The sequence below is a fragment of the Thermococcus barophilus MP genome (assembly GCF_000151105.2).
Lineage (GTDB): Archaea > Methanobacteriota_B > Thermococci > Thermococcales > Thermococcaceae > Thermococcus_B > Thermococcus_B barophilus.
Genome location: NC_014804.1, coordinates 1,762,187 through 1,780,722, shown reverse-complemented (window position 1 = coordinate 1,780,722; position 18,536 = coordinate 1,762,187). Strand labels below are relative to the sequence as shown.

19 protein-coding genes and 1 tRNA gene are annotated in these 18,536 nt (G+C 41.6%); 8 read left to right on the top strand and 12 right to left on the bottom strand.

Annotation, left to right across the window (positions count from 1 at the left end):
* The first annotated feature begins 20 nt into the window (after positions 1–20).
* Complete coding sequence (locus tag TERMP_RS11330; protein WP_052296230.1) at positions 21–1,037, top strand: DUF5305 family protein; 1,017 nt, start codon at positions 21–23, stop codon at positions 1,035–1,037.
* On the opposite strand, the gene TERMP_RS09825 is transcribed toward TERMP_RS11330, so the two are convergent.
* Together TERMP_RS09825 and TERMP_RS09820 are read right to left on the bottom strand one after the other, a co-directional pair.
* Positions 1,034–1,699 (bottom strand): DUF434 domain-containing protein, encoded by a 666-nt coding sequence (locus TERMP_RS09825; RefSeq protein WP_013468256.1) that lies wholly within the window; start codon positions 1,697–1,699, stop codon positions 1,034–1,036. The genes TERMP_RS11330 and TERMP_RS09825 overlap by 4 nt on opposite strands.
* Positions 1,699–2,469 carry an HD domain-containing protein gene (locus TERMP_RS09820; protein ID WP_013468255.1) on the bottom strand — a complete coding sequence of 257 codons (771 nt, stop codon included), beginning with the start codon at positions 2,467–2,469 and terminating at the stop codon, positions 1,699–1,701. Before TERMP_RS09820 ends, TERMP_RS09825 begins: the two co-directional genes overlap by 1 nt.
* A 66-nt stretch (positions 2,470–2,535) precedes the next feature.
* Here TERMP_RS09820 and TERMP_RS09815 point away from each other — a divergent pair, with 66 nt between their 5' ends.
* From TERMP_RS09815 to TERMP_RS09800, 4 genes are all read left to right on the top strand, one after another.
* Positions 2,536–4,482 (top strand): hypothetical protein, encoded by a 1,947-nt coding sequence (locus TERMP_RS09815; RefSeq protein ID WP_237702817.1) that lies wholly within the window; start codon positions 2,536–2,538, stop codon positions 4,480–4,482.
* 35 nt (positions 4,483–4,517) lie between these two features.
* Entirely contained in the window at positions 4,518–5,156 is a 639-nt protein-coding gene (locus TERMP_RS09810; RefSeq protein WP_013468253.1) for a DUF432 domain-containing protein, read from the top strand.
* A gap of 2 nt (positions 5,157–5,158) precedes the next feature.
* The gene (locus tag TERMP_RS09805; protein WP_013468252.1) at positions 5,159–6,217 is read left to right on the top strand and encodes a mechanosensitive ion channel family protein; all 1,059 of its coding nucleotides are present in this window, start codon (positions 5,159–5,161) and stop codon (positions 6,215–6,217) included.
* Between the two features lie 85 nt (positions 6,218–6,302).
* Positions 6,303–6,380, top strand: a tRNA-Tyr gene (locus tag TERMP_RS09800).
* A 364-nt stretch (positions 6,381–6,744) separates the two neighbouring features.
* Here TERMP_RS09800 and TERMP_RS09795 read toward each other — a convergent pair.
* Together TERMP_RS09795 and TERMP_RS09790 are read right to left on the bottom strand one after the other, a co-directional pair.
* Positions 6,745–7,683 carry a nucleotidyl transferase AbiEii/AbiGii toxin family protein gene (locus TERMP_RS09795; RefSeq protein WP_013468251.1) on the bottom strand — a complete coding sequence of 313 codons (939 nt, stop codon included), beginning with the start codon at positions 7,681–7,683 and terminating at the stop codon, positions 6,745–6,747.
* On the bottom strand, positions 7,661–8,302 hold the full coding sequence (locus TERMP_RS09790) for a type IV toxin-antitoxin system AbiEi family antitoxin domain-containing protein (RefSeq protein WP_013468250.1): 642 nt from the start codon (positions 8,300–8,302) through the stop codon (positions 7,661–7,663). The genes TERMP_RS09795 and TERMP_RS09790 overlap by 23 nt, the downstream gene beginning before the upstream one ends.
* Before the next feature lie 427 nt (positions 8,303–8,729).
* Between TERMP_RS09790 and TERMP_RS09785 the strand changes: the two genes are divergently transcribed.
* The 3 genes from TERMP_RS09785 (at position 8,730) to TERMP_RS09775 (ending at position 10,672) form a co-directional block, all read left to right on the top strand.
* Entirely contained in the window at positions 8,730–9,365 is a 636-nt protein-coding gene (locus tag TERMP_RS09785; protein ID WP_013468249.1) for a DUF257 family protein, read from the top strand.
* A gap of 4 nt (positions 9,366–9,369) precedes the next feature.
* Complete coding sequence (locus TERMP_RS11325; RefSeq protein ID WP_013468248.1) at positions 9,370–10,146, top strand: DUF835 domain-containing protein; 777 nt, start codon at positions 9,370–9,372, stop codon at positions 10,144–10,146.
* A 70-nt stretch (positions 10,147–10,216) separates the two neighbouring features.
* Complete coding sequence (locus TERMP_RS09775; RefSeq protein WP_048159842.1) at positions 10,217–10,672, top strand: Tfx family DNA-binding protein; 456 nt, start codon at positions 10,217–10,219, stop codon at positions 10,670–10,672.
* Here the strand turns inward: TERMP_RS09775 and TERMP_RS09770 are convergent.
* From TERMP_RS09770 to TERMP_RS09735, 8 genes are all read right to left on the bottom strand, one after another.
* A complete protein-coding gene (locus TERMP_RS09770; protein WP_013468246.1) occupies positions 10,616–11,290 on the bottom strand; it encodes a CidB/LrgB family autolysis modulator in 675 nt (224 codons plus the stop codon). The genes TERMP_RS09775 and TERMP_RS09770 overlap by 57 nt on opposite strands.
* Positions 11,287–11,628 carry a CidA/LrgA family protein gene (locus TERMP_RS09765; RefSeq protein ID WP_048159841.1) on the bottom strand — a complete coding sequence of 114 codons (342 nt, stop codon included), beginning with the start codon at positions 11,626–11,628 and terminating at the stop codon, positions 11,287–11,289. The genes TERMP_RS09770 and TERMP_RS09765 overlap by 4 nt, the downstream gene beginning before the upstream one ends.
* A 37-nt stretch (positions 11,629–11,665) precedes the next feature.
* On the bottom strand, positions 11,666–13,144 hold the full coding sequence (locus tag TERMP_RS09760; RefSeq protein ID WP_013468243.1) for an L-fucose/L-arabinose isomerase family protein: 1,479 nt from the start codon (positions 13,142–13,144) through the stop codon (positions 11,666–11,668).
* 10 nt (positions 13,145–13,154) lie between these two features.
* Positions 13,155–14,180, bottom strand: a complete 1,026-nt coding sequence (gene trmB, locus TERMP_RS09755) for an HTH-type sugar-sensing transcriptional regulator TrmB (RefSeq protein WP_237702815.1) — start codon at positions 14,178–14,180, stop codon at positions 13,155–13,157.
* Between the two features lie 5 nt (positions 14,181–14,185).
* A complete protein-coding gene (treT, locus tag TERMP_RS09750; protein ID WP_013468241.1) occupies positions 14,186–15,427 on the bottom strand; it encodes a trehalose synthase in 1,242 nt (413 codons plus the stop codon).
* A 12-nt stretch (positions 15,428–15,439) separates the two neighbouring features.
* Positions 15,440–16,282, bottom strand: a complete 843-nt coding sequence (locus TERMP_RS09745) for a carbohydrate ABC transporter permease (RefSeq protein ID WP_013468240.1) — start codon at positions 16,280–16,282, stop codon at positions 15,440–15,442.
* A gap of 1 nt (position 16,283) precedes the next feature.
* Positions 16,284–17,108: a carbohydrate ABC transporter permease gene (locus TERMP_RS09740; protein ID WP_237702813.1), complete on the bottom strand. Its 825-nt coding sequence runs from the start codon at positions 17,106–17,108 to the stop codon at positions 16,284–16,286.
* A 64-nt stretch (positions 17,109–17,172) separates the two neighbouring features.
* Positions 17,173–18,456: an ABC transporter substrate-binding protein gene (locus TERMP_RS09735; protein WP_013468238.1), complete on the bottom strand. Its 1,284-nt coding sequence runs from the start codon at positions 18,454–18,456 to the stop codon at positions 17,173–17,175.
* Positions 18,457–18,536 lie beyond the last annotated feature (80 nt).

Below are 18,536 nucleotides of genomic sequence, written 5' to 3'. Positions count from 1 at the left end.
GAAATATGGAGGTTTCAAAAGTGAAGAGAATTGATTTAAAAAATATTAAAAGGATCAACAAGAAAAAGGTAGGCTTTGCGATAGCAATCGCAGTTTTCCTGTTATTCTCCGCTTACAGTGCAGTTGCGCTGCAGAAAGACCCGGAAACTATTACCTCTCAGAAGATGGGGAGCTATATGCAAAGAGGTGTGTTTCAGCATAAAGCCTTCTTTTCAAACACATCCCTTTATGGAGATGTGAAAAGTATGAAGTACTACCCAAAGGATATTACCGAATCAATATCCGGGGTTTATGTTTACACTTTCACACCCGGAGATGATGTAACTGGCAGGTACAAGCTGACAATTGTCACCACCTATTATATTTCAAAAGGAAAGGAAAAAATAGTGCTGTGGGAAGAAAAGCTTGTGGAAAGAGAAAGAGAGCTGGAAAACGGCATGATGGGTGAGGCTATAACCTTCAACATGAACGACATGAACAGGAGAATGGAGATAGTGAAGGAAGGGTTGGGGATTAAGAGGATCTCCAGGGAAACAAAGATCGTGGTTCAGGTTCTTGCTAAAGGGAAAGTCAACGGAAAGTATATCAAAGAGGAGTTTGATCAGACCATAAACATGGTAATAGATTCTGGCAATGGGCTCATATACTTCACAAATGATGAAGTTGAGGCAAAGAAGAACATTATCGACAAAAATATTCAGGTCAACTATGTAAGCTTTCTCGGAAAGCCAATCACCGTTGCTGCAGCAAGGAAAGTATTTCCACTACTTGCACTACTAAGTGCCCTTCCGATATTTGGAATGGTGTACACGGCAAAGGCAAAGACTCCAAAAGATGAACTTAAGGATCTGAGAAGATACATGATCGAAGGAATACCAAACAAAGTGGACAAAAAAATAACACTCGCAACAGAAGAAGACTTGAAGAGAACCTTTGAACTGATAGACAAACCCATAATGCACTATCAAGAGGGAAACAGTGATGTGTATGCAATTGTTGACACCGGGGTTGTTTACGAATACAGAAGAGACAATTAGGGAAGTTTAAACTCTCTTAATACCTCCCTGAATGTCTTTATTTTAATTCTTCTCCTCAACGCATATTCCTGAGGAATGTCAACGGCATGTTCCACGCTGTCAATAACAGCAAAATCCGAGGTTGCAACTGTTTTAAACTTCTTAAGCTCAAAGTCAGGAGATGGTACAACTTTAGCTAATCCAGAAAGACCAACCTCCCTCATAATTTTACCTGTAATCTCTGCAACCTCTCCGCTTTTGCTAACAGGTTTGTCATATAAGAATACAACCTTCTCTGGACTGAACTGAGACAAAAATTCCAAGAGAACAAATAGCATTTCTTCAGTTTTTTCGCTAAGCTTGTATCCCCTCTGATACTTCAAATCTCGAACAAATCCATCCTCGCAAAGTATAGCTTTTCCTTCGAGAGCGGATTCCAAGGTTATAAGAACATTGAATCCATCAACTGCCAAGATCCTACCCCTTATGAACTCAATCGGCATTCTCTTTCTTTGTCTGTTCTCAAGTTCCTTATCACTGAAAACGCATCTCGCCAGAAAATATCTCTCCATCTTTTTTAGCTTATAATGATTTGCAACAAAATTCAGTGCAGTGCTTTTTCGATAACCCCTGTTAAGCAAATACTTCAAATCCAAATATGCATCAAGGAAAGGAGAAGGCATTAAACCACCTTCTCCAGCACCTGGTTTTCTGCATGAATCCGGATTTTAACCTTTCCACTCAGCAGGGAGTTTCTGATCTTCTTGGTTAAAATTTCGTCAACTTGGAAAATTCCGGATAGGTGCCTCATTTTGACATCTATAACCACGGGTGTTTTGTTGTCTCCCTCTTGTATTTCGACTTTCTCAATCGCAAGTGCAGAGACGGAGTGGATATCGACTTTATCCTTCTTATGGACAAGCCTCGAGCGACCTTGCTCCATATCACAGCCATCAGCAACTGTAACGCAGCTGCCCTCAATCGTTGTGCACTGAGTTGCTTCGTCATGAGTGTAAATTGCATTAAGCGTTAGCGCTTTCAAAAGCAACCAATCATCCTCCTCAAACTCTTTGGCGAGCTTTTCTATGATCGGTTCTGCCAAAATCGTGCTGAAAAGGTAGTGATTCTCACGGTGGATCATGTTTCCAATATCATGGAATAAAGCCCCAAATGCGACTATAAACTTGCTCCATTTGAAAGGCTTGCCGAGCTTTTCTGCTGTTGTTTGAATTCCAAATTTTTTTATAATCTTTAAAATCTCCAATGCCCTCCTTGCTGTTAAAAGGACGTGTATGCTTCCATGGTCATTAAACTGGTAAACGTTGAGAACTATGTAGTTTGTTGTGTTGAAGTAATATTCATAATCCTCAAATGTTTTTTTGAACATTTCAAACAGCTTGTCATTCTCCATAAGCTCCTTTATCTCACTTAAAAGCTTTATTTTTTCATACATTTCCTTCCCCCCACAGTTTATTCCATGCTTTTTGATTTAAACATTTTTAAATCATTTCCATTCGGCTTGAAGCTGTGGAAAATTATTAATATAGTGAGGTGCAAAAGTAATATAATCATATACGCCCGCTTTTGTTTTTGCGGGTTTGGAGGGGAAAATATGAAAAAATCTTTACTATTGGTGCTGTTTGTAGCTGGACTGGTTCTTATAAGTGGATGCATTGGAGGAGTTAAAGAGAAAGCGGTGGAAGAAGCCAAGGAAAAGGCGGAGAGCATGATAGAGAGCCACACCATGACTCAAACACACACTGAAAGTCAAGGTGAAAGTGAGAGCTCTTATGCCACATGGACAACACCTTGGGACGCTTACAATCCAATAAGTATTGGAAGCGAGGGTTATCACATAACATACATAAAATACACTTTCATGGTCAAAACTCCAGAAGGAGAGCGCTCATATGAGGTAATAAAGCAGAGGGGCTACGTCAAGGCCCACATCTATTCCGACGACAACGGAAAGAAAGACTTAGGCGAGTACAACCTCTTCGCCTACTACGGGAAGATAACACCCCTGAACGACCCGGACATGAAAGGCTCGCTTGAGTACCTGATACTGATAAAGGAACGAACTAAGGACAGCGATAGCTATTTCCTAACCCCGTTCCCGGACTTCGGGGCCATGATGTCGGGAACAACCGCTGTGATAGAGGCATCCTACGGAGGAAACTACTTCTACTGGAGCAATCCTGCATCCATAGGAAAGTATTCAGAGCTTCCCTACACCGAGGGAGATTTGAACACCCTTATGGGAGCGATCCCGGGCACGGCTTTTCAGGGCTGGACCGTCATGGTGAGCTCGGCCGTCTGGAGGGGACTTGAGGATCACGATCTGAGCAAGCCAGACGAGTACAGCTTCTCCTTTATGGGAATGGGCTATAGCTACAAGGTTAGCCCGGACGGAACGGTAACGTTTGACGGAAAGAGCTTCATGGTAAGCAACGTCGAATGGAGCTGGGCGATTGGCAACGTTAGGGGACAGGGTAAGGCAAGGATAGCCCCGGCACTGCCAGTTCCGGTTGAGAGCGAGGGGACCTTTAGCCAGATGGGTGGCGAGAGCTACTACTCCAAGATTTCTGTGGAGGAGATGAAGTTCTCGAAAGAATTCGAAGGAATAAACGTCGGGATAGAGCACACGACTTCCCCGGGAGAAAGCACGGGAACGGATACACAAACCGGAACCCAAACAGAGACATCAACGCCGAAACTCTCTGACAACTGGAAGCTCGGCTGGGACGCGAGTAAGTCAATAAGCATAAACGGAAAAGAGTACCTCGTCAAGGAGGTAACGTTCAACGTGGACTACAAGCTCTCCGGGGGAGAAGAAAAGCACTTCGTCATCACAAAGGGCTACCGTGAGGAAGAACTAAACGGTAGGAGCGTTTACCTGCTCTACGCCAAGGTTGAGATAAGCGGAGAGAGCTACGAGTACAGAGTTTACGTTGAGCCGGGCTATCTGGACGAGTACACATCCGGAACACTCTGGATTCCTTCAGTTTACGACCTCATCAACGGCCCGGACTTCGTCAAAGTCGAGATAACCGGACCGAGCTGCCACTACTCGATAGACGAGGAAGGAAACATTGAGGGAGACATGAGCTGCGGGATGATAAGCGAGGACTTCCAGAAGTACAACATGGTATGGAGCTATCCAACGGGGTTCTACGGTGGAATTTACGGTGATGTGCTAACCTACGTTACCTTAACCGAGAATGGAAACGGCTACACTGTTGAGGCAGGCGATTCAGTGGCCATAGGGGGAATGACGTTCGATACCTACAAAGTCACATGGAATGGCCTGGTCCAGGGCGGCTTTGCCCAGGGCAACGGCGAAACGGTAGTCGCTCCAGAGTTGCCATTCCCTGTAGAAGTTGAGGCTTCCCTCACGATACCCGGAGCTGGAGGTTTATACGTCCATGCCAGGCTGGTTGACCTGAAACTTGAACCGATAGATTAGCAAAACTTTAAATCTTTTTCTTCCTACTTTGTTTCATGTTTGGAGAATATGATCTGAAGACAAGATTCATCAGGGTTTTTGATAAGAAGATTCACCTCACCGAAGAAACCGAAGATATTGTTGTTTATCGACGAGATGAGGTTAAGAGAATAATAAAAAAATCAGGGAAGCTGAAAATTCTGCCTTCCCCCGCCATTGGTTATGGGGTTAAGCTCCTCATGATTCGGTTTGATGAGCCAATAGCCATCCCACCAAAAGATACAATCTCCGGATATGCTGAAGCACCTGTTGAAGTGGATGTGAAACTTGGAAAACTAACAATTGACCATTTCATATTGGGAAAGGAGAAATATGCCCTCTACGGAACTGTAGACGTCGGAGTCATTACGAGGTACCACAAGAGCCCTTTCTACCTAAAGGAGCCTGAATCTGTGGGAATTGCAAAAATAGTCATAAGCAACCCTTCAAAAGAATGGAAAATAGTTGACAGAGTAGTGTTCCCAATAAAAGACAGCGTGATGTTTTTCAATGCCGAAAAAGCATATTATCCTCTTTTGATAGTTACACTAAAAACGGACACTCCAGAAGTCAACAACACAGGAAAACCCCCGGAAGAAAATTTAATCCCCACAAAGGAAGCGTTGTCGCTACCGAACTTCCTCATGAGGTGGTGAAAATGTTCAACATGACAGAAATTTTCTTATCAAGTCCACTATCTGAGGTAACCCCAATTATGCTGGCAAAAGCTGCAGCAGTTCTGCTATCTGGAATAATCATAGCAAACCTCATCAAAAGATGGATCGTGGGGATCTCGAGAACTACAAAATATGTGTGGATAATAAACGAAGACACAGGGGAAGCAATAAGAAGGCTGATCATAATAATTGCACTCATCTATTCTCTCGATACGATTGGAGTCCTCTCAATCAGCATAGCAGGAACTACATTGAGCAACTTAATAAGTGCGTTTCTTGTGTTCTACTTCTCATACCTCATAGCAAAGAAGTCCAAAGATTACCTTCTGATCGGAGGGGCAAAAAGAGGAAACCTCCCTGAGGTTCAGCTCAAGGCTAAGCTCTTCTACTACTCCCTGTTGACAGTGGCTTTTTTAATAGCACTGAACATTGCAGGTTTTACAGGAAAGCTGACAACAATCATTGCAGCAGCTGGGATCACGGGAATCATTTTAGGTTTTTCAGCACAAACGGTGATAGCGAACTTCATCTCGGGAATATTCATGTATTTTGATAAGCCGTTAAAAATCGGTGACCCCGTTGAAGTCGCCGGTTATTCTGGAGTAGTCAACGATATAAGGATACTCTCAACAAGGATAAGAACATGGGATGGTGTCCTGGTAAGAATCCCAAATGAAAAAGTGTTCAACAGCGAAATAAAGAACCTCCAGAAGTTTCCGGCAAGAAGGGTTGATGTGATTATCGGCATAGCGTATAAGGAAGATGTGAGCAGGGCCATTGAGGTTATAAAGAAAACCCTTGAAGAAATGCCTCTTGTACTGGCAGAGCCTGAACCTGCGGTATATGTCGATGAACTCGCGGACAGCAGTGTAAACATTTACGTCAAAGCATGGGCTCCGAGTGAAAAGTGGTTTGATGTAAGGAGCACAATCCTTGAAAAACTCAAGAAAGCTCTTGAAAGAGAGGGCATAGAGATTCCGTTCCCGCAGCGCGTTAACTGGTTCGCTGAAGAGCTAAGGGTGAAAGTTGAGAAAGAATAAATCCCCGTCTCTCTTGAAAATTCTTTGGGGAAAAATTTATAAATCAACCCCATGGACTACATAACGAAGGGCTGGGCTGTAGGGTCCCGCGGTAGCCTAGCCTGGGAGCGGCGGCGGACTGTAGATCCGCAGGTCCCCGGTTCAAATCCGGGCCGCGGGACCACCAAAAACTCTTTTAAAAATCCTTGCTCATGTTCCAACCAAAACACGGCAGCACGTTCTAGGAACTTACTCAAAGAGACCCCGCGCTTTTTTATTTCGCGTATCAACCAAATAGGTAGCGTTACGTGAACATCTTTATATGCGCCCCATTTCCCAAAAGAACGATTACTTTTCTTCATTGTTGAGCACCTCCGTAGTAATGTGAGAAGTATGGCTCAGGTTGCAAATGATTCTCTTGTATCAACTAGACTCTCAAAGTACTAACAAGTTATTAACAACTTCTCCAATCTGGAAGAATCACAAGTATCAGATAGCGATACGTCGATTTGCCTAGCTATATATGTCTGGTTCTTGAAAGCTACTCTTTATGATATCGTCTCTGATTTTTGGCCAAATTGTACTAAAATATAGTTATGTAACCTTTCCAAAAACTTCTTGAAATCTTCGGCATTAAACGGAACATTTAGCAAAAATAGCTCTTCTTCTGTTGCAGTGGCCTCAAGGAACGAAATTGACTTTATAACCCTTTGAAAGTTAATAGAATACCTCTCAAATTTCAGCGCAAATAAAAGCTTTTGAGTTATCTCCTCAACATAGTCTTCAATCCTCAAGCCTGCCTCTTTTTCAAGGTAGTACAAATCATAAACATCCCTAAATTTCACCTTCTTTCGTGTTAAAAGCGCCCTAACTTTTTCTGTTAGAATCTCCCGCAGATCATATGCAGAAACAGGGACATCAGAATAATCCTCAAGAAACTCTGAGAAATATGCCTCCTCCTCACCACTAACTTGAATATCTGAAAGCAAGGATTTAGCACTAACATTTTTAGGCTCAAAAAGAAGCCTCTCCACCAAGTTAACTTGAATCTTTATCATCTCACGCATTACTCCTTCAGAATAATACAGCTTGAAAGTAATCATCCTCGATCCTCCGCCAAATTCCATATAATTCCTATCCCTCAAATCCGCTTTAAACTCCAAACCCCTTTTACTGGCAATGCCCTCAATTAGCTCTGCAAGCTTTACAGCTTCAGCTTTGAGTTCTCTTTCCCGACTTCGTCTTGAAAGCTCTATCCATGTTTGGGGATCTCTACTTGTAAAGTCCAAATCAACGCTGAAGCGATAGTAACCAAGATAACATTTAATCAAGCATGTTCCTCCTTTGAAGAGGTAGTTGCTAGAAAAGTACTCATTTGAGTACAATTCCCTCAAAATGGAATGCAAGATGATGTCTTTTCGTATGAGGTTTCCCTTTTTAATTCCCGTTTTTTGAATTATGAATTCAACAAATTCTCTCTCGTTCATGCTTTAAAACCTCCCTCTGCACACTCTTTGGATATTTTTGTAGGTAGCTACATAAAATAGCCCAGTTAATCTTGTCTCCGTACTCTACTAAAATATCCTCCGCATGTGGTTTGAGTCGTTTGTTATACCTTGAGAGGTATATGAAGTCGAGGATTGTTTTTTCGGGATCTGAGAACTTTATTTCGTTACTTTTGATTATTCCAAAAGATGCCAAAGTTGGCTTTATTTTTACAAATTTGACGTTCTCTCCAAGAATTTTAACTGCTTTTGACCGGATTACTTTGTCATTGAGGACGAATATCATGTTGAAATATTCGTGAGTCATGCCATTGAGCCTCAAGGCTGTAAATAGCCCATAGTACCATATTAAATTGAGCTTGTTGAGCCCTTTTGCGATCACTTTAAATATATCAGGAGCCCGTTTTAATCCAATTTCTTCAATTGTTTTAACGTAATACACGCCCCTGAGAATTCTAACTATGTAACCTTGGGATAACAGGTAATTGACAAAATAATCAATGTCAATGCCAAACTTCTCACTAACATCTTTCAGCTCATCTTTTGTAACGGCATTGCCACCAAATCTTGAGATTATATACCTAATCGCAAGTCGTCTCATGTTTCAAGTTGTTGAACAATCATATAAAAAATTATTGGTTGTTCAACAAAACATGGGTTAATTACTATATAAAGTTTAAATAAAGAACTATCCCTAAACCCTAAACCGCAAATTTCCAAAGACTTTATCATAGATTCTTCTCGTGTGATGGGAATAATGCAAGATATTCATATCTTCTAATTGAGAACCTCAACGACTCCCTAACATCTTCAATGTTAATTAGAACTCCATTATCACATAAAACACTTGAATACTCACTCGAAGGGCCAAGTTCAAAATTTTCCTAGATGTTAAATATTAATATAACATTTTGTTTTAAAAACGTGTGGTTATTAAACCTATTCAGTAACAAAGCGTAAAAAATAAATACTTCCATAGACATCGTAGCATATCGATGAAACACTTCATGATACCTGAGGTGTAGTTTATGGAGAATGACCTTGATGAAATATGGGACAGCATCAAGTTTGGAGAGACCGTTCTTGTGGAGCACTCATCACTTGCATCCCCTGTCAAAGGATTGTATCACCTGATAGAATGGGCAAAAAGAAAAGGGTATGGAGTTATTGTTGATGATATTCTGGACACATTGTATCTCTACAGGATCCATATGAAGCTTGCCGGATATGATGAGAGCATTCTGGATAGCATCACAGTTATCAAAGAGGGAGGAAAGGTAAACGTCGGCAGTGTTGTAAAGAGGTTTCCAATAGAAGAGCCTTCAGTTTATGAACAGGAGTACGGAAAGATCTTCAGCTCCGTGGTCAAGGGAAAAGTCATCAACCCCGTTGTTGGATTTGAAAAGCTTCTCTTCTTGGCCAATTCAAAGCAGGATCTTCTTTCCATGATAAATATAACCCTCTCTTTTTGCGGAAATGATAAGAGAATAGCATTTTACTTTGTAAACGCGGATATGGCAGAACGCATAAATCCCGAAGTTATGCCCCTGCTGGAGGAAGTTGCAACAACAGTTATCAGAATAATAAAAGAAGGAACGAGCCATATGTTCATGGTTCTTAAATCAGTGAATGAAAACATGGAAGGAATGAAAGTCCGGGTGTAGGGGCATGCACGAAATTGCACAAGGCTTTTGGTATGCAGGACATTTTCTGCTGGTGCTTGCTATCTTTGTGACACTCTACATGTTCTACCTTTCAACGAAAGAAACACATAAAACTGAGAGACACCTGATTATGATAGCACTTCTTGCCATTTTCATTGATATTCTCAGCGAGCTATCCCTCTCAGCGGGAATAACCACCACAGCCCTTTACTTTCTCAGCATTGCTGGGGAATTTGTCGGGGCTTTAATAGTTATCCTTGTGCTCTTTAGGATAAGGCGTGGAAAGGTTGAAATTGAGTTTAAGCCACTCCCACCCAATAACAGAGCCGAGATCAGCATAACCCCTGGACTGCTTTTGCTGAAAGCAGATGAAACCAACAGTCAGCTCGTTTGCAGATTTTCAAAGGGAAGGCAGAGCCTAATCATCAGCAGAAAGAATGAAGACTACTGGAGAGCCCTGGGATGTGAAGCCCCGGTGATATGGCTGAGCAAGGTGGAAAATGTCAGAAATGCTATCAACCCGAGAAACCTTGAGTACCTGGCACACATAACAGTGCAGCTGATGAAGGGTGAAGGAGAAAAGTTCGTATTCATTGATGGGCTGGAATACCTGATTATTGAGAACAGCTTCGATAGAGTCTTCAGGCTTCTAACAACATTAAAGGACCATGCCCTTCTCCACAACACAATGGTCATGGTGGAATTTGAGCCAGAGACACTAAGCAAAAAGGAGCTGGCACTTCTCCTCAGGGAGTTTCCCATATTCAGAAGAGAGAGGTAGCACCACAATAATTATCGGGTGAAAGAAAAATTTTTAATCTTGAATGTGATGTTAAATTAAGGTGTTTAAAATGAAGAGCTTCCTCACCGAACAGCAGATTAGGATACTCCAGCTAAGAGCTAAAGGACTTAAGCAGAGCGAAATAGCTGAACTTTTGGGCACAAGCAGGGCAAATGTGAGCATTCTTGAGCACAGGGCCTTGGAAAAAATTGAGAAAGCGAGAAATACCCTCCTTATCTGGGAGCAGATAAATTCAAAGATCAGCGTTGAAGTAAAAAAAGGAGAGGACATCTTTACAATCCCAGATAAGCTGTTTAAAAAGGCTGATGAACTTAAAATTAAGGTTCCCTACAGTACAGCCGAGATAATAGCTTTTCTTGTTGAGCATGCTCCCATAGAGGATAGGATTGCAAAAAGAGATTTCACCCTTTTCTTAGATGCCCAAGACAAACTTCGAGTTAGTGAATGCCTACTTGAGGACATGGATAAGATAAGGAAGAACAAGGGAAGTGAAAACTCCGTTTAGTGCCATCGCTAATCCGCTGACCGCTCCAGCAAGCTCATCATCGAGAATTATCCTTGCTGTTCCCAATCCATGAGAAGAAACCCCCATGGCAAGTCCTCTTGCCACCCTATCCTTAACTCTAATGAGATTCAGCACCTCAACACCAACTGCATTCCCCATTATTCCCGTCAAAATAACGAGAACAGCCGTTAAGGCAGGAATGCCCCCTATCTTCTCGCTGACTCCGATAGCTATTGCCGTGGTTATGCTCTTGGGAGCAATGCTGAGCAGAACTATTTCTTCTGCCCCCAAAAACTTTGCAACGTAGAAGGCGCTCAATATCGCAATGAGACCCCCAAATGGTATTCCCAAGGCAATTTCCTTTAAATAAGTCTTAATAACTTCTCGCTGCTTGTATAGAGGAATAGCCAAGCTCACAACTGCCGGACCTAAGAGAAAACTTAGTATTCGTGCACTTTCCATATAGGTCTGATAGCTTATGCCAAAGACCTTCAGAATCACAGCAATTACGAGTATCGAGAGAAGAACGGGATTCAAGTAAAAAGACCTTTTCTTCTGGTAGAGCTTTGAGAACAGGTAAAATAAAGCCAAAGTTAAGAAGATTCCAAAGCTGTTCATCCTTCTTTCCCCCCTAAAAATTCAACAAATTTAGCAGTTAAAATTATTGTTACAAAGAAACTTACTATCAAAGCTACAAAAATTGGCACCGCTTGACTTTTGATCAGCCCCCAGTATAAAACTATACCGACTCCAGGAGGAATAAACATTATGCTCATGTTTTTCACAAATAGCTCTGCTTCTTTTTCAACATCCTCAATTTTAACGACATTAAAAATCAGAGCTAAGGTGAGAAGGATCATGCCCACTACATTGCCAGGAATCGGAAGATTCAAAACCCTAACCACGATCTCTCCCAGAAAGAGAAAGCCAAAGATTATAGCCAATCCTTTATACATGGTGCATCAGGATAAATTAAGAGGAGGGATATAAAAATCATACCTTCTCTAAAAGCCCTTCAACTTGTTCCTTGTCTGCCAAGTTGACAGCCTTGATGCCCCAAAGCTTAGCTATGAATCTAAGTTCGGTGGTGTAATCTCCGGGAACAGCAGAAAGGTGATTTGCACCCATAACCGCAATAAAGCGCTCCTTGTCGAGAGGATTTTTCACAGCTGTATGCGGCCACTGCTTACCCCATTTAAGCTTTTTCTCGATTTCTTCAGTTATCTCAACACCTTCAGCTAAGAAGTAAAGCAGATAGTATTCCCCGTCAATTCTGATGAGTCTTGCAATTGTTAAAGTGGTCTTTGGAGTTCTATATGTTAAAGCTCCACCACTCTTTCCTTGGCACTGTCCTTGTATCGTCGTTGCACTCAGATTTTCCTCCGGATTTTCGCTCAGCTTTGCGTAGTAAAGTGAAGAGGCTCCACAGTTTGCTATCAGGACGAGTTCGTCATCAACATATTTTATGTCCCCAAAAAGAGGGGGCTTCCCGCTTAGGTAGAACAGTAAAATCGAGCTTATTGTTCCTTTAATGTCTCCCTCACAGGTGGCTGGAATTATCGGCTTCTCTCCTTTTGCATCTAAGCTGAATGGAAACAGCGCTGGGATTAAACACGCAGTAACTCCGTAAATTTCACTCAGCTCTGGCTGACATTTAATCGAAACTCCCGCAACCTCACTTTTATACTGCTCCCAAATGTCCTTTGCCGCCAGATAGATAGCTATCTGTCTTCTCAGAGCTTCTTGGGTTAACATAACATTGTCGAACTTTACTTTAGCTTTTGAAGTGAGCCAGTCATAGAACTCCTCTACTTTGATCCTAAGTTTTTCATCACTCAGCATTTCGTCAGCTTTTCTGACAATCAAGTACTGATCAAGCATTAAGAAATCTCCGATGAAGCGCTTTAGTCTGGGTAAATCATCCATCAGGTGCTCCATTCCTAACGTATAAGGCGCTCCCCAAAGGAGGAGAGACTTCTTGGAGAGCTTCGATACTGCCTCAACTGCCCTAACCCACGCTTTGACTTTTCCAACATCGCCTTTTAGTCTTGTGTGATGAAGTGCATAATAGTTCACGGCACTTTCCCAAAGTGATGATCCAACGGATGTTATGCATGTCGTCCCAGCCCACGCTGGGTCGTCATCTGCATATAAAAGCAGAGGTTTGTTTGTTTCTTTAGCCAGAAGGGTCACAAGGTTACTTTCGGTCCAGTGCCATAAGCCGAGGGTTATTCCGCTTACATCTTTTGAGTTTACTATCCTTGCTGCCTCAAGAACTTCTTCTTTGCTATCAATCCCAAAGTTCTCCCCTTTTTCAAACGCTTCATACTTTTTCAGCTTTGCATTGACATCTAAAATCTCAAATTCTTCCAAGGCTTCAATTAAAGCTCTGTGCTTCTCCATTAACGCTCTCTCACGTTCTTCTGAAAGAGCAGTTGGTCGAGGATCGGTAAAAGTTGCAACGGCTATCATTCCAACCACCTCAGGTTAATATAAGCTTAATCTTTGTAGTTTCGTAATCTTCCAAAACAGCAAACATTCCGCCGATTTTAAGAATACCCCTATCAGTCTCCAGCTCAAAATTGTCTATGCCCTCATTTAGCGCAAAAGTATATCCAACGACTTTTCCCCTAAGCTCCTCAATTTCATTTGTACTAAGGCTTTTTGCAATAACTTCAGCATAAATGTCACATTTTCCAAGATACCTCCTTATAACATCAACAGCATGGAAATCTGCAAAAAATCTCAGTTCATTTTTTTGATTTATATCTTCCAGTATAAGTTCCGATTCACCGAATGCTTCTCTTAAGAAGCTGTACTGAGAAAATATAATTTCTGGATATGTAGCTTTAAAACTAGGTGGATTCTTTGGCTCAAATCCAATATTTTGTATGTTTATTACCTCCCTCCCGTCAAACATCCCTATGAAATGATTGAGCCTGTGGAACTTTCTTACAAACAGGTTCCCAATATTAGTTAACTCGGACAGATCAATGTTTCCCTCGGTGTATATGGAAAGGGTTGCCCCCTTTTTAAGGGCATTTCTTAAACTGTCTTTTATTTCTATAAAAAATTTCCCTGGAGATAAAAGAATTGCCTCATATTCAACTCTCTCCAGAGATTCCCTAACCATTTCAATTGCTTCATCCAGTTCTTTGGTTCTCCATACGCCAGGCCTCTCTTCAGTTTTCACCTTAATTCTTTTTAGCTCCTCCTCAAGTTGTTCCTTGATCTCATCAACTTCTTTTTTAAATCTGAGAAAAGCTATGGATGGAGAAAAAGCTACGTAAACCCTTGGAGAGCCATCTATCTCACTTACAAACCTTCTGGTCTTCAGTGAAGCTATTGTATCATAAACCCTATTGTATGGAATACCGCTTCTTTCGGATATCTCCTTTGCAGTACTTGGCCCATATACAAGCAATGTCCAGTACGTTAGGATTTCATACTTTGTGAACCCAAGTCTTGTCAGCATTCCAAGAACTTTTTCACTGATTTCCATCTTCATCACTATCAAATAAATAGAGTAAAGAGGTCTAAATATCTTTCTAAGTGCTTTGTTATAATAAAGTTTTCTCTGACTCTTTCTTTTGCTTTTTGACCCATCCTTTTTGCAACCTCAGGATGCTTAAGCAGGTAAAGTGTTTTTTCAACGGCTTCATCTACTGTTCTAATTAAAAATCCAGTTTCCCCATCAACTACTTGAAGCTTGATTCCGCCAACTGCTCTGCCTATTACCGGCTTCTCCTTCCACATGGCCTCGCTGACAGTTAATCCAAATCCCTCCCTTGTTGACATCTGAAGGACAACGTCGCTTGCCCTCTGGAATGCGTTTACTTCCTTAGCATGGACACCAATTAAATTTGTCAATATCTTCACGTCATAGTCTTCTCCAATTTTCCTAAGTACTTTTTCAAAGTATATCCACCCCTCAGGATCATCATGTGCCATTGCACTCACAAGTAAGAGTTGAACATCTGGTATCTTCTCTTTAACCTTTCTGTAAACTTCAATTACGTCGAAAACTCCTTTCCAGGGATCAAATCTTGCAACTTGAGTTATCTTTGGTCTGTCTGGATCTACATCAAACTTCTCCAAGATCTTTAAAATTTCACTTTCTTTTAGTTCGATGTTTTTTTCGCTGAGCGGATCAATGGATGGGGGCATTATAATGACCCTGTCCTTATCAAGATCACTTTGTGCATATTCAGGCATATGGAAGATATAACGGTCATATTTTTCAACAAACTGTCTTAAAAAGCCCCAGAATTCAGGATTTGGATCGCTCAGATCAATATGACATCTCCATATCCACGGCTGCCTTTTATCATAAAAGCTTATTAGCGGAGCAGGCTGTGGATCATGAATGACAACAAAGTCATAGAGACTTGGATCAAAATTTTCAGAGTTTCTCTTGTTAATCTCAAGATATAGCTGCTCCATTTCCTCTGTAAGCTTGAGCTCCTTATTGCCCTGTAAAGCATTGTGAAAAGTTTTTGTAACTTTAAAGAATTCATCCGTTCCTTCAATTACGAACCATCTGGCATCTATGCCAAGGCTCCTCATTAGGGGAATCAGGTTATGAAGTATCTCAGCAACCCCTCCACCAAAAGCTGTTGAATTAACATTTACAATTGTCTTTCCTTTGAGGCTTTCCGCTTTTTCCATAATTTTTTCGATTTCTTCAGATCCTATTATAACTTCATAGTTTCTCAAATTCTTTCCTTTTCCTCCAAAGTTTTTAACCTCAAACATGGTATTACCTCCCTATTTTTCTGTGGACCATCCCACCATACCACTTATGTAGTACTTCTGGAATAAGGCATAAACGAACAGAGGAACAATCATGACGAGGATAGACGCAGCTGTAAGTACTCCCCAATTAACATAGTACTGTCCTCTAAGGAGAGGAAGCCTTTGAGTTGCGACGTACTTTGCGGGATTCTGAAGAAACACCAATGCAAGGAAGAAGTCGCTCCAGACCCATGTAAACTGAAGAATTGCTGCCGAGATCAAACCAGGCAACGCCATCGGAAGAACTATCCTGTAGAATATTGTAAAGTCTGATGCACCATCAATTTTTGCAGCTTCTTCAACATCAGTAGGCAACATTGAGAAGTAGTTCCTCATGAAGAATGTTATCCACGCCAATCCCCAAGCCGAATGGACAAGAATCAACCCTCTAAAAGTGTTGAGCAGGTGGAGATTCCTAAGAAGAAAATAAAGAGGAACAACCGTCATCTGCTGGGGCAATGCCATCAGAAAGACTATGAAAGTGAAGAGATAATTTTTCACCGGAAAGCTGTATCTTGCAAATGCATATGCCGCAAGAGACGCGACTATCAGGGGAACTATAGCACTTGGAACGGCTATTATTAGAGAGTTTTTTAGTCCAACACCAATAGGAAACATTGGATGGTTAAATGCTTCAATGTAATTTTTCAATGTTATCGTGAAGGGATGGAGATGCCACCAACCATTCACAATCTCCTCATAGGGTCTTAACGAAGCCATCAACACACCAAGAAACGGTATAAGCCATATAACTCCAGCCAGCCATGCAATTAAATTTGAAACAATATAACTCTTAATCTTGTATCTTGGTATCATTTCACTCCCTCCTTTTAAGTAGCCATGTTGCAGGTACAAGTGTAAGGGCAGTTAGCAAAACCGCAACAACTGCTGCATAGTTGTAGTTAAGTTCCCTTGCAAAGTAGTCCCACATTTGGAGTGCCAGCACCATTGATGCCCCGCCAGGCCCTCCACCCGTAGCAACATAAACAACATCAAATATCTTGAGATCCCAGAGGAGAGTCATTGCAACTACAACAGTAGTTATAGGTTTCAGCAGGGGCCAAGTCACATGCCTAAATATCTGAAATCTGCTTGCTCCATCTATCAAGGCGGCTTCGTAATAGTCTCTTGGGATTGATGCAAGTCCTGCCGAGTACATCAGCATGCTGAAGCCCGTCCATATCCAGATGGAGCCGAGAATTACGGCAAATAGTGCTGTCTGTGGATATGCAGTCCATGTGATGTCAAGGCTCTTTATTCCAAGAGCCCCGAATATTGAAGGCACAACTCCAGCGCCCTGCTCAAAGAGAAAGCGGGTTATTAAACCTCCGACTATCATCGGAATTACCATACCAAGAAAAATTATAGACTTAATAATCGAACTCCCCTTAACCTCCTCCTTTCTCAGCAAAAGCGCCAAGCCAAGACCCAAAAATAATGTGATGGGGAGATGTATCAATATAAAAATTGCATTGTTAACAAGAGAGCCCCAGGGAGGAGATTTAGTCGGGAACCTCTCAACGTTTATTATATCCGGACTCAGCAGCACATGCTTGTAGTTCTCCAGACCAACGAATTTATCATTAAGAAAGAAACTCAGATAAATTGTTTTAAAAACGGGATATATTACAAAAGGGATCATCAGAAGAAGTGCGGGCAATAGAAAAAAGAAAGGGATTAAGAAATGCCTACGCATTGGAGATCCCTCACTTCTTAGGGAACTTCTCGTCAAGGGTCTTAAGAACGTCATCCAGCCTATCGGGCTGAACCCACAGTAACTTTAACTGATCCCAAAATGTCTTCTGCCATTCACCGCCAACACTATCATCAAGATCTGGTACAGCCTGAACGTTGCTAACGATCTTTGCTACATCCCTCATAGGTGGCCAATAGTCATCTAAGGTTACCTTCTTCCAAGTGGCAAGCTTTCCTGAGTTTGTTCCAACATGTACCCTTTGACCTTCTGTAGCTAAGAATTTTGCGAGCTCCATGGCTTCCTTTGGATGTGCTGTGTATTTAGGTACCATCAGGTAGTCTGGAGCAAGAACCATTGCCTTGCATCCTGGAAGTGAAAACATTCCAAGATCATTTGGATCATCCACCATTCCCGTTATCCATGTACCCATAAAGTACAATGCATAATCTCCTTTCCACCAAGCAGTTACCGCAGATGTCCACTCCACGGGTTCACTGAAGTAGCCGGCCTTAAGGAGAGGTACAAGTTTATTTGCAAATATATCCCTAACCTGCGGATCTTCGAACTTGACATCTCCCTTTATAAGCTTAAGCTGAAGATCTGCTCCTCCAAATGTCAAAATAAAGTGCTCCGTAACATCCGAAAGCGGCCATCCAACGCTGTCTCCGCTAACTATTGGAGCCTTTATCCCTGGTATCTCTTTTATCTTTGCAAGCAGAGAAACAAATTCATCCCAAGTTTGAGGAGGTTTTAAGCCATACTTTTTAAAGAAGGATTTTCTGTACCAGAATCCCGGCTTTGCAGCTGCAGTAAATGGAGCCCCATAAATTTTCCCATTGGACATAACAGCATCTAAAACACCCGGAATATATTCATCAGGATTTATGACATCATTGAAGGTCATCAGATGTCCTTTTTCACCCATCTTTTTAATGAACCATCCCCACATAAAGATAACATCTGCTGGAGTGTCTCCAGATTCAAACTGCAATGGAAGAATGGTGGCGAGATCTTCAGCTCTGTATGTTTTGTATTCGATCTTTATATTGGGATGCTGAGCCTCAAATGCTTCAATGACCTTCATAAATGCATCAAGCTCTTTACCAGACCAAGGACCTATAACTTTAAGAGTTATCTGTTCCTGAACTTTTGTTTCTGTTTGAACCTTTGTTTCTGTTTTTGTTATTGTAGTAGCAGTTGGGCTTTGACTTGTCTGACTTATACAGCCACTGGCAACTACTGAGAAAACAAAAATTCCAAGAAGCAGAATTCCAAGCATTTTTCTCTGGGGCATATATAGACACCTCATCCCCCACTATATACTAAAAGTATATATATTTTGTGGTTTTTAATGTGTATTATAATTCTAATTAT

Coding starts and splice junctions, on each gene's coding strand:
- TERMP_RS09825 (WP_013468256.1), bottom strand. CDS start 1,699: ATGCCTTCTCCTTTCCTTGATGCATATTTGGATTTGAAGTATTTGCTT.
- TERMP_RS09820 (WP_013468255.1), bottom strand. CDS start 2,469: ATGTATGAAAAAATAAAGCTTTTAAGTGAGATAAAGGAGCTTATGGAG.
- TERMP_RS09810 (WP_013468253.1), top strand. CDS start 4,518: ATGTTTGGAGAATATGATCTGAAGACAAGATTCATCAGGGTTTTTGAT.
- TERMP_RS09805 (WP_013468252.1), top strand. CDS start 5,159: ATGTTCAACATGACAGAAATTTTCTTATCAAGTCCACTATCTGAGGTA.
- TERMP_RS09795 (WP_013468251.1), bottom strand. CDS start 7,683: ATGAACGAGAGAGAATTTGTTGAATTCATAATTCAAAAAACGGGAATT.
- TERMP_RS09790 (WP_013468250.1), bottom strand. CDS start 8,302: ATGAGACGACTTGCGATTAGGTATATAATCTCAAGATTTGGTGGCAAT.
- TERMP_RS09785 (WP_013468249.1), top strand. CDS start 8,730: ATGGAGAATGACCTTGATGAAATATGGGACAGCATCAAGTTTGGAGAG.
- TERMP_RS11325 (WP_013468248.1), top strand. CDS start 9,370: ATGCACGAAATTGCACAAGGCTTTTGGTATGCAGGACATTTTCTGCTG.
- TERMP_RS09775 (WP_048159842.1), top strand. CDS start 10,217: ATGAAGAGCTTCCTCACCGAACAGCAGATTAGGATACTCCAGCTAAGA.
- TERMP_RS09770 (WP_013468246.1), bottom strand. CDS start 11,290: ATGAACAGCTTTGGAATCTTCTTAACTTTGGCTTTATTTTACCTGTTC.
- TERMP_RS09765 (WP_048159841.1), bottom strand. CDS start 11,628: ATGTATAAAGGATTGGCTATAATCTTTGGCTTTCTCTTTCTGGGAGAG.
- TERMP_RS09760 (WP_013468243.1), bottom strand. CDS start 13,144: ATGATAGCCGTTGCAACTTTTACCGATCCTCGACCAACTGCTCTTTCA.
- trmB (WP_237702815.1), bottom strand. CDS start 14,180: ATGAAGATGGAAATCAGTGAAAAAGTTCTTGGAATGCTGACAAGACTT.
- treT (WP_013468241.1), bottom strand. CDS start 15,427: ATGTTTGAGGTTAAAAACTTTGGAGGAAAAGGAAAGAATTTGAGAAAC.
- TERMP_RS09745 (WP_013468240.1), bottom strand. CDS start 16,282: ATGATACCAAGATACAAGATTAAGAGTTATATTGTTTCAAATTTAATT.
- TERMP_RS09740 (WP_237702813.1), bottom strand. CDS start 17,108: ATGATCCCTTTTGTAATATATCCCGTTTTTAAAACAATTTATCTGAGT.
- TERMP_RS09735 (WP_013468238.1), bottom strand. CDS start 18,456: ATGCCCCAGAGAAAAATGCTTGGAATTCTGCTTCTTGGAATTTTTGTT.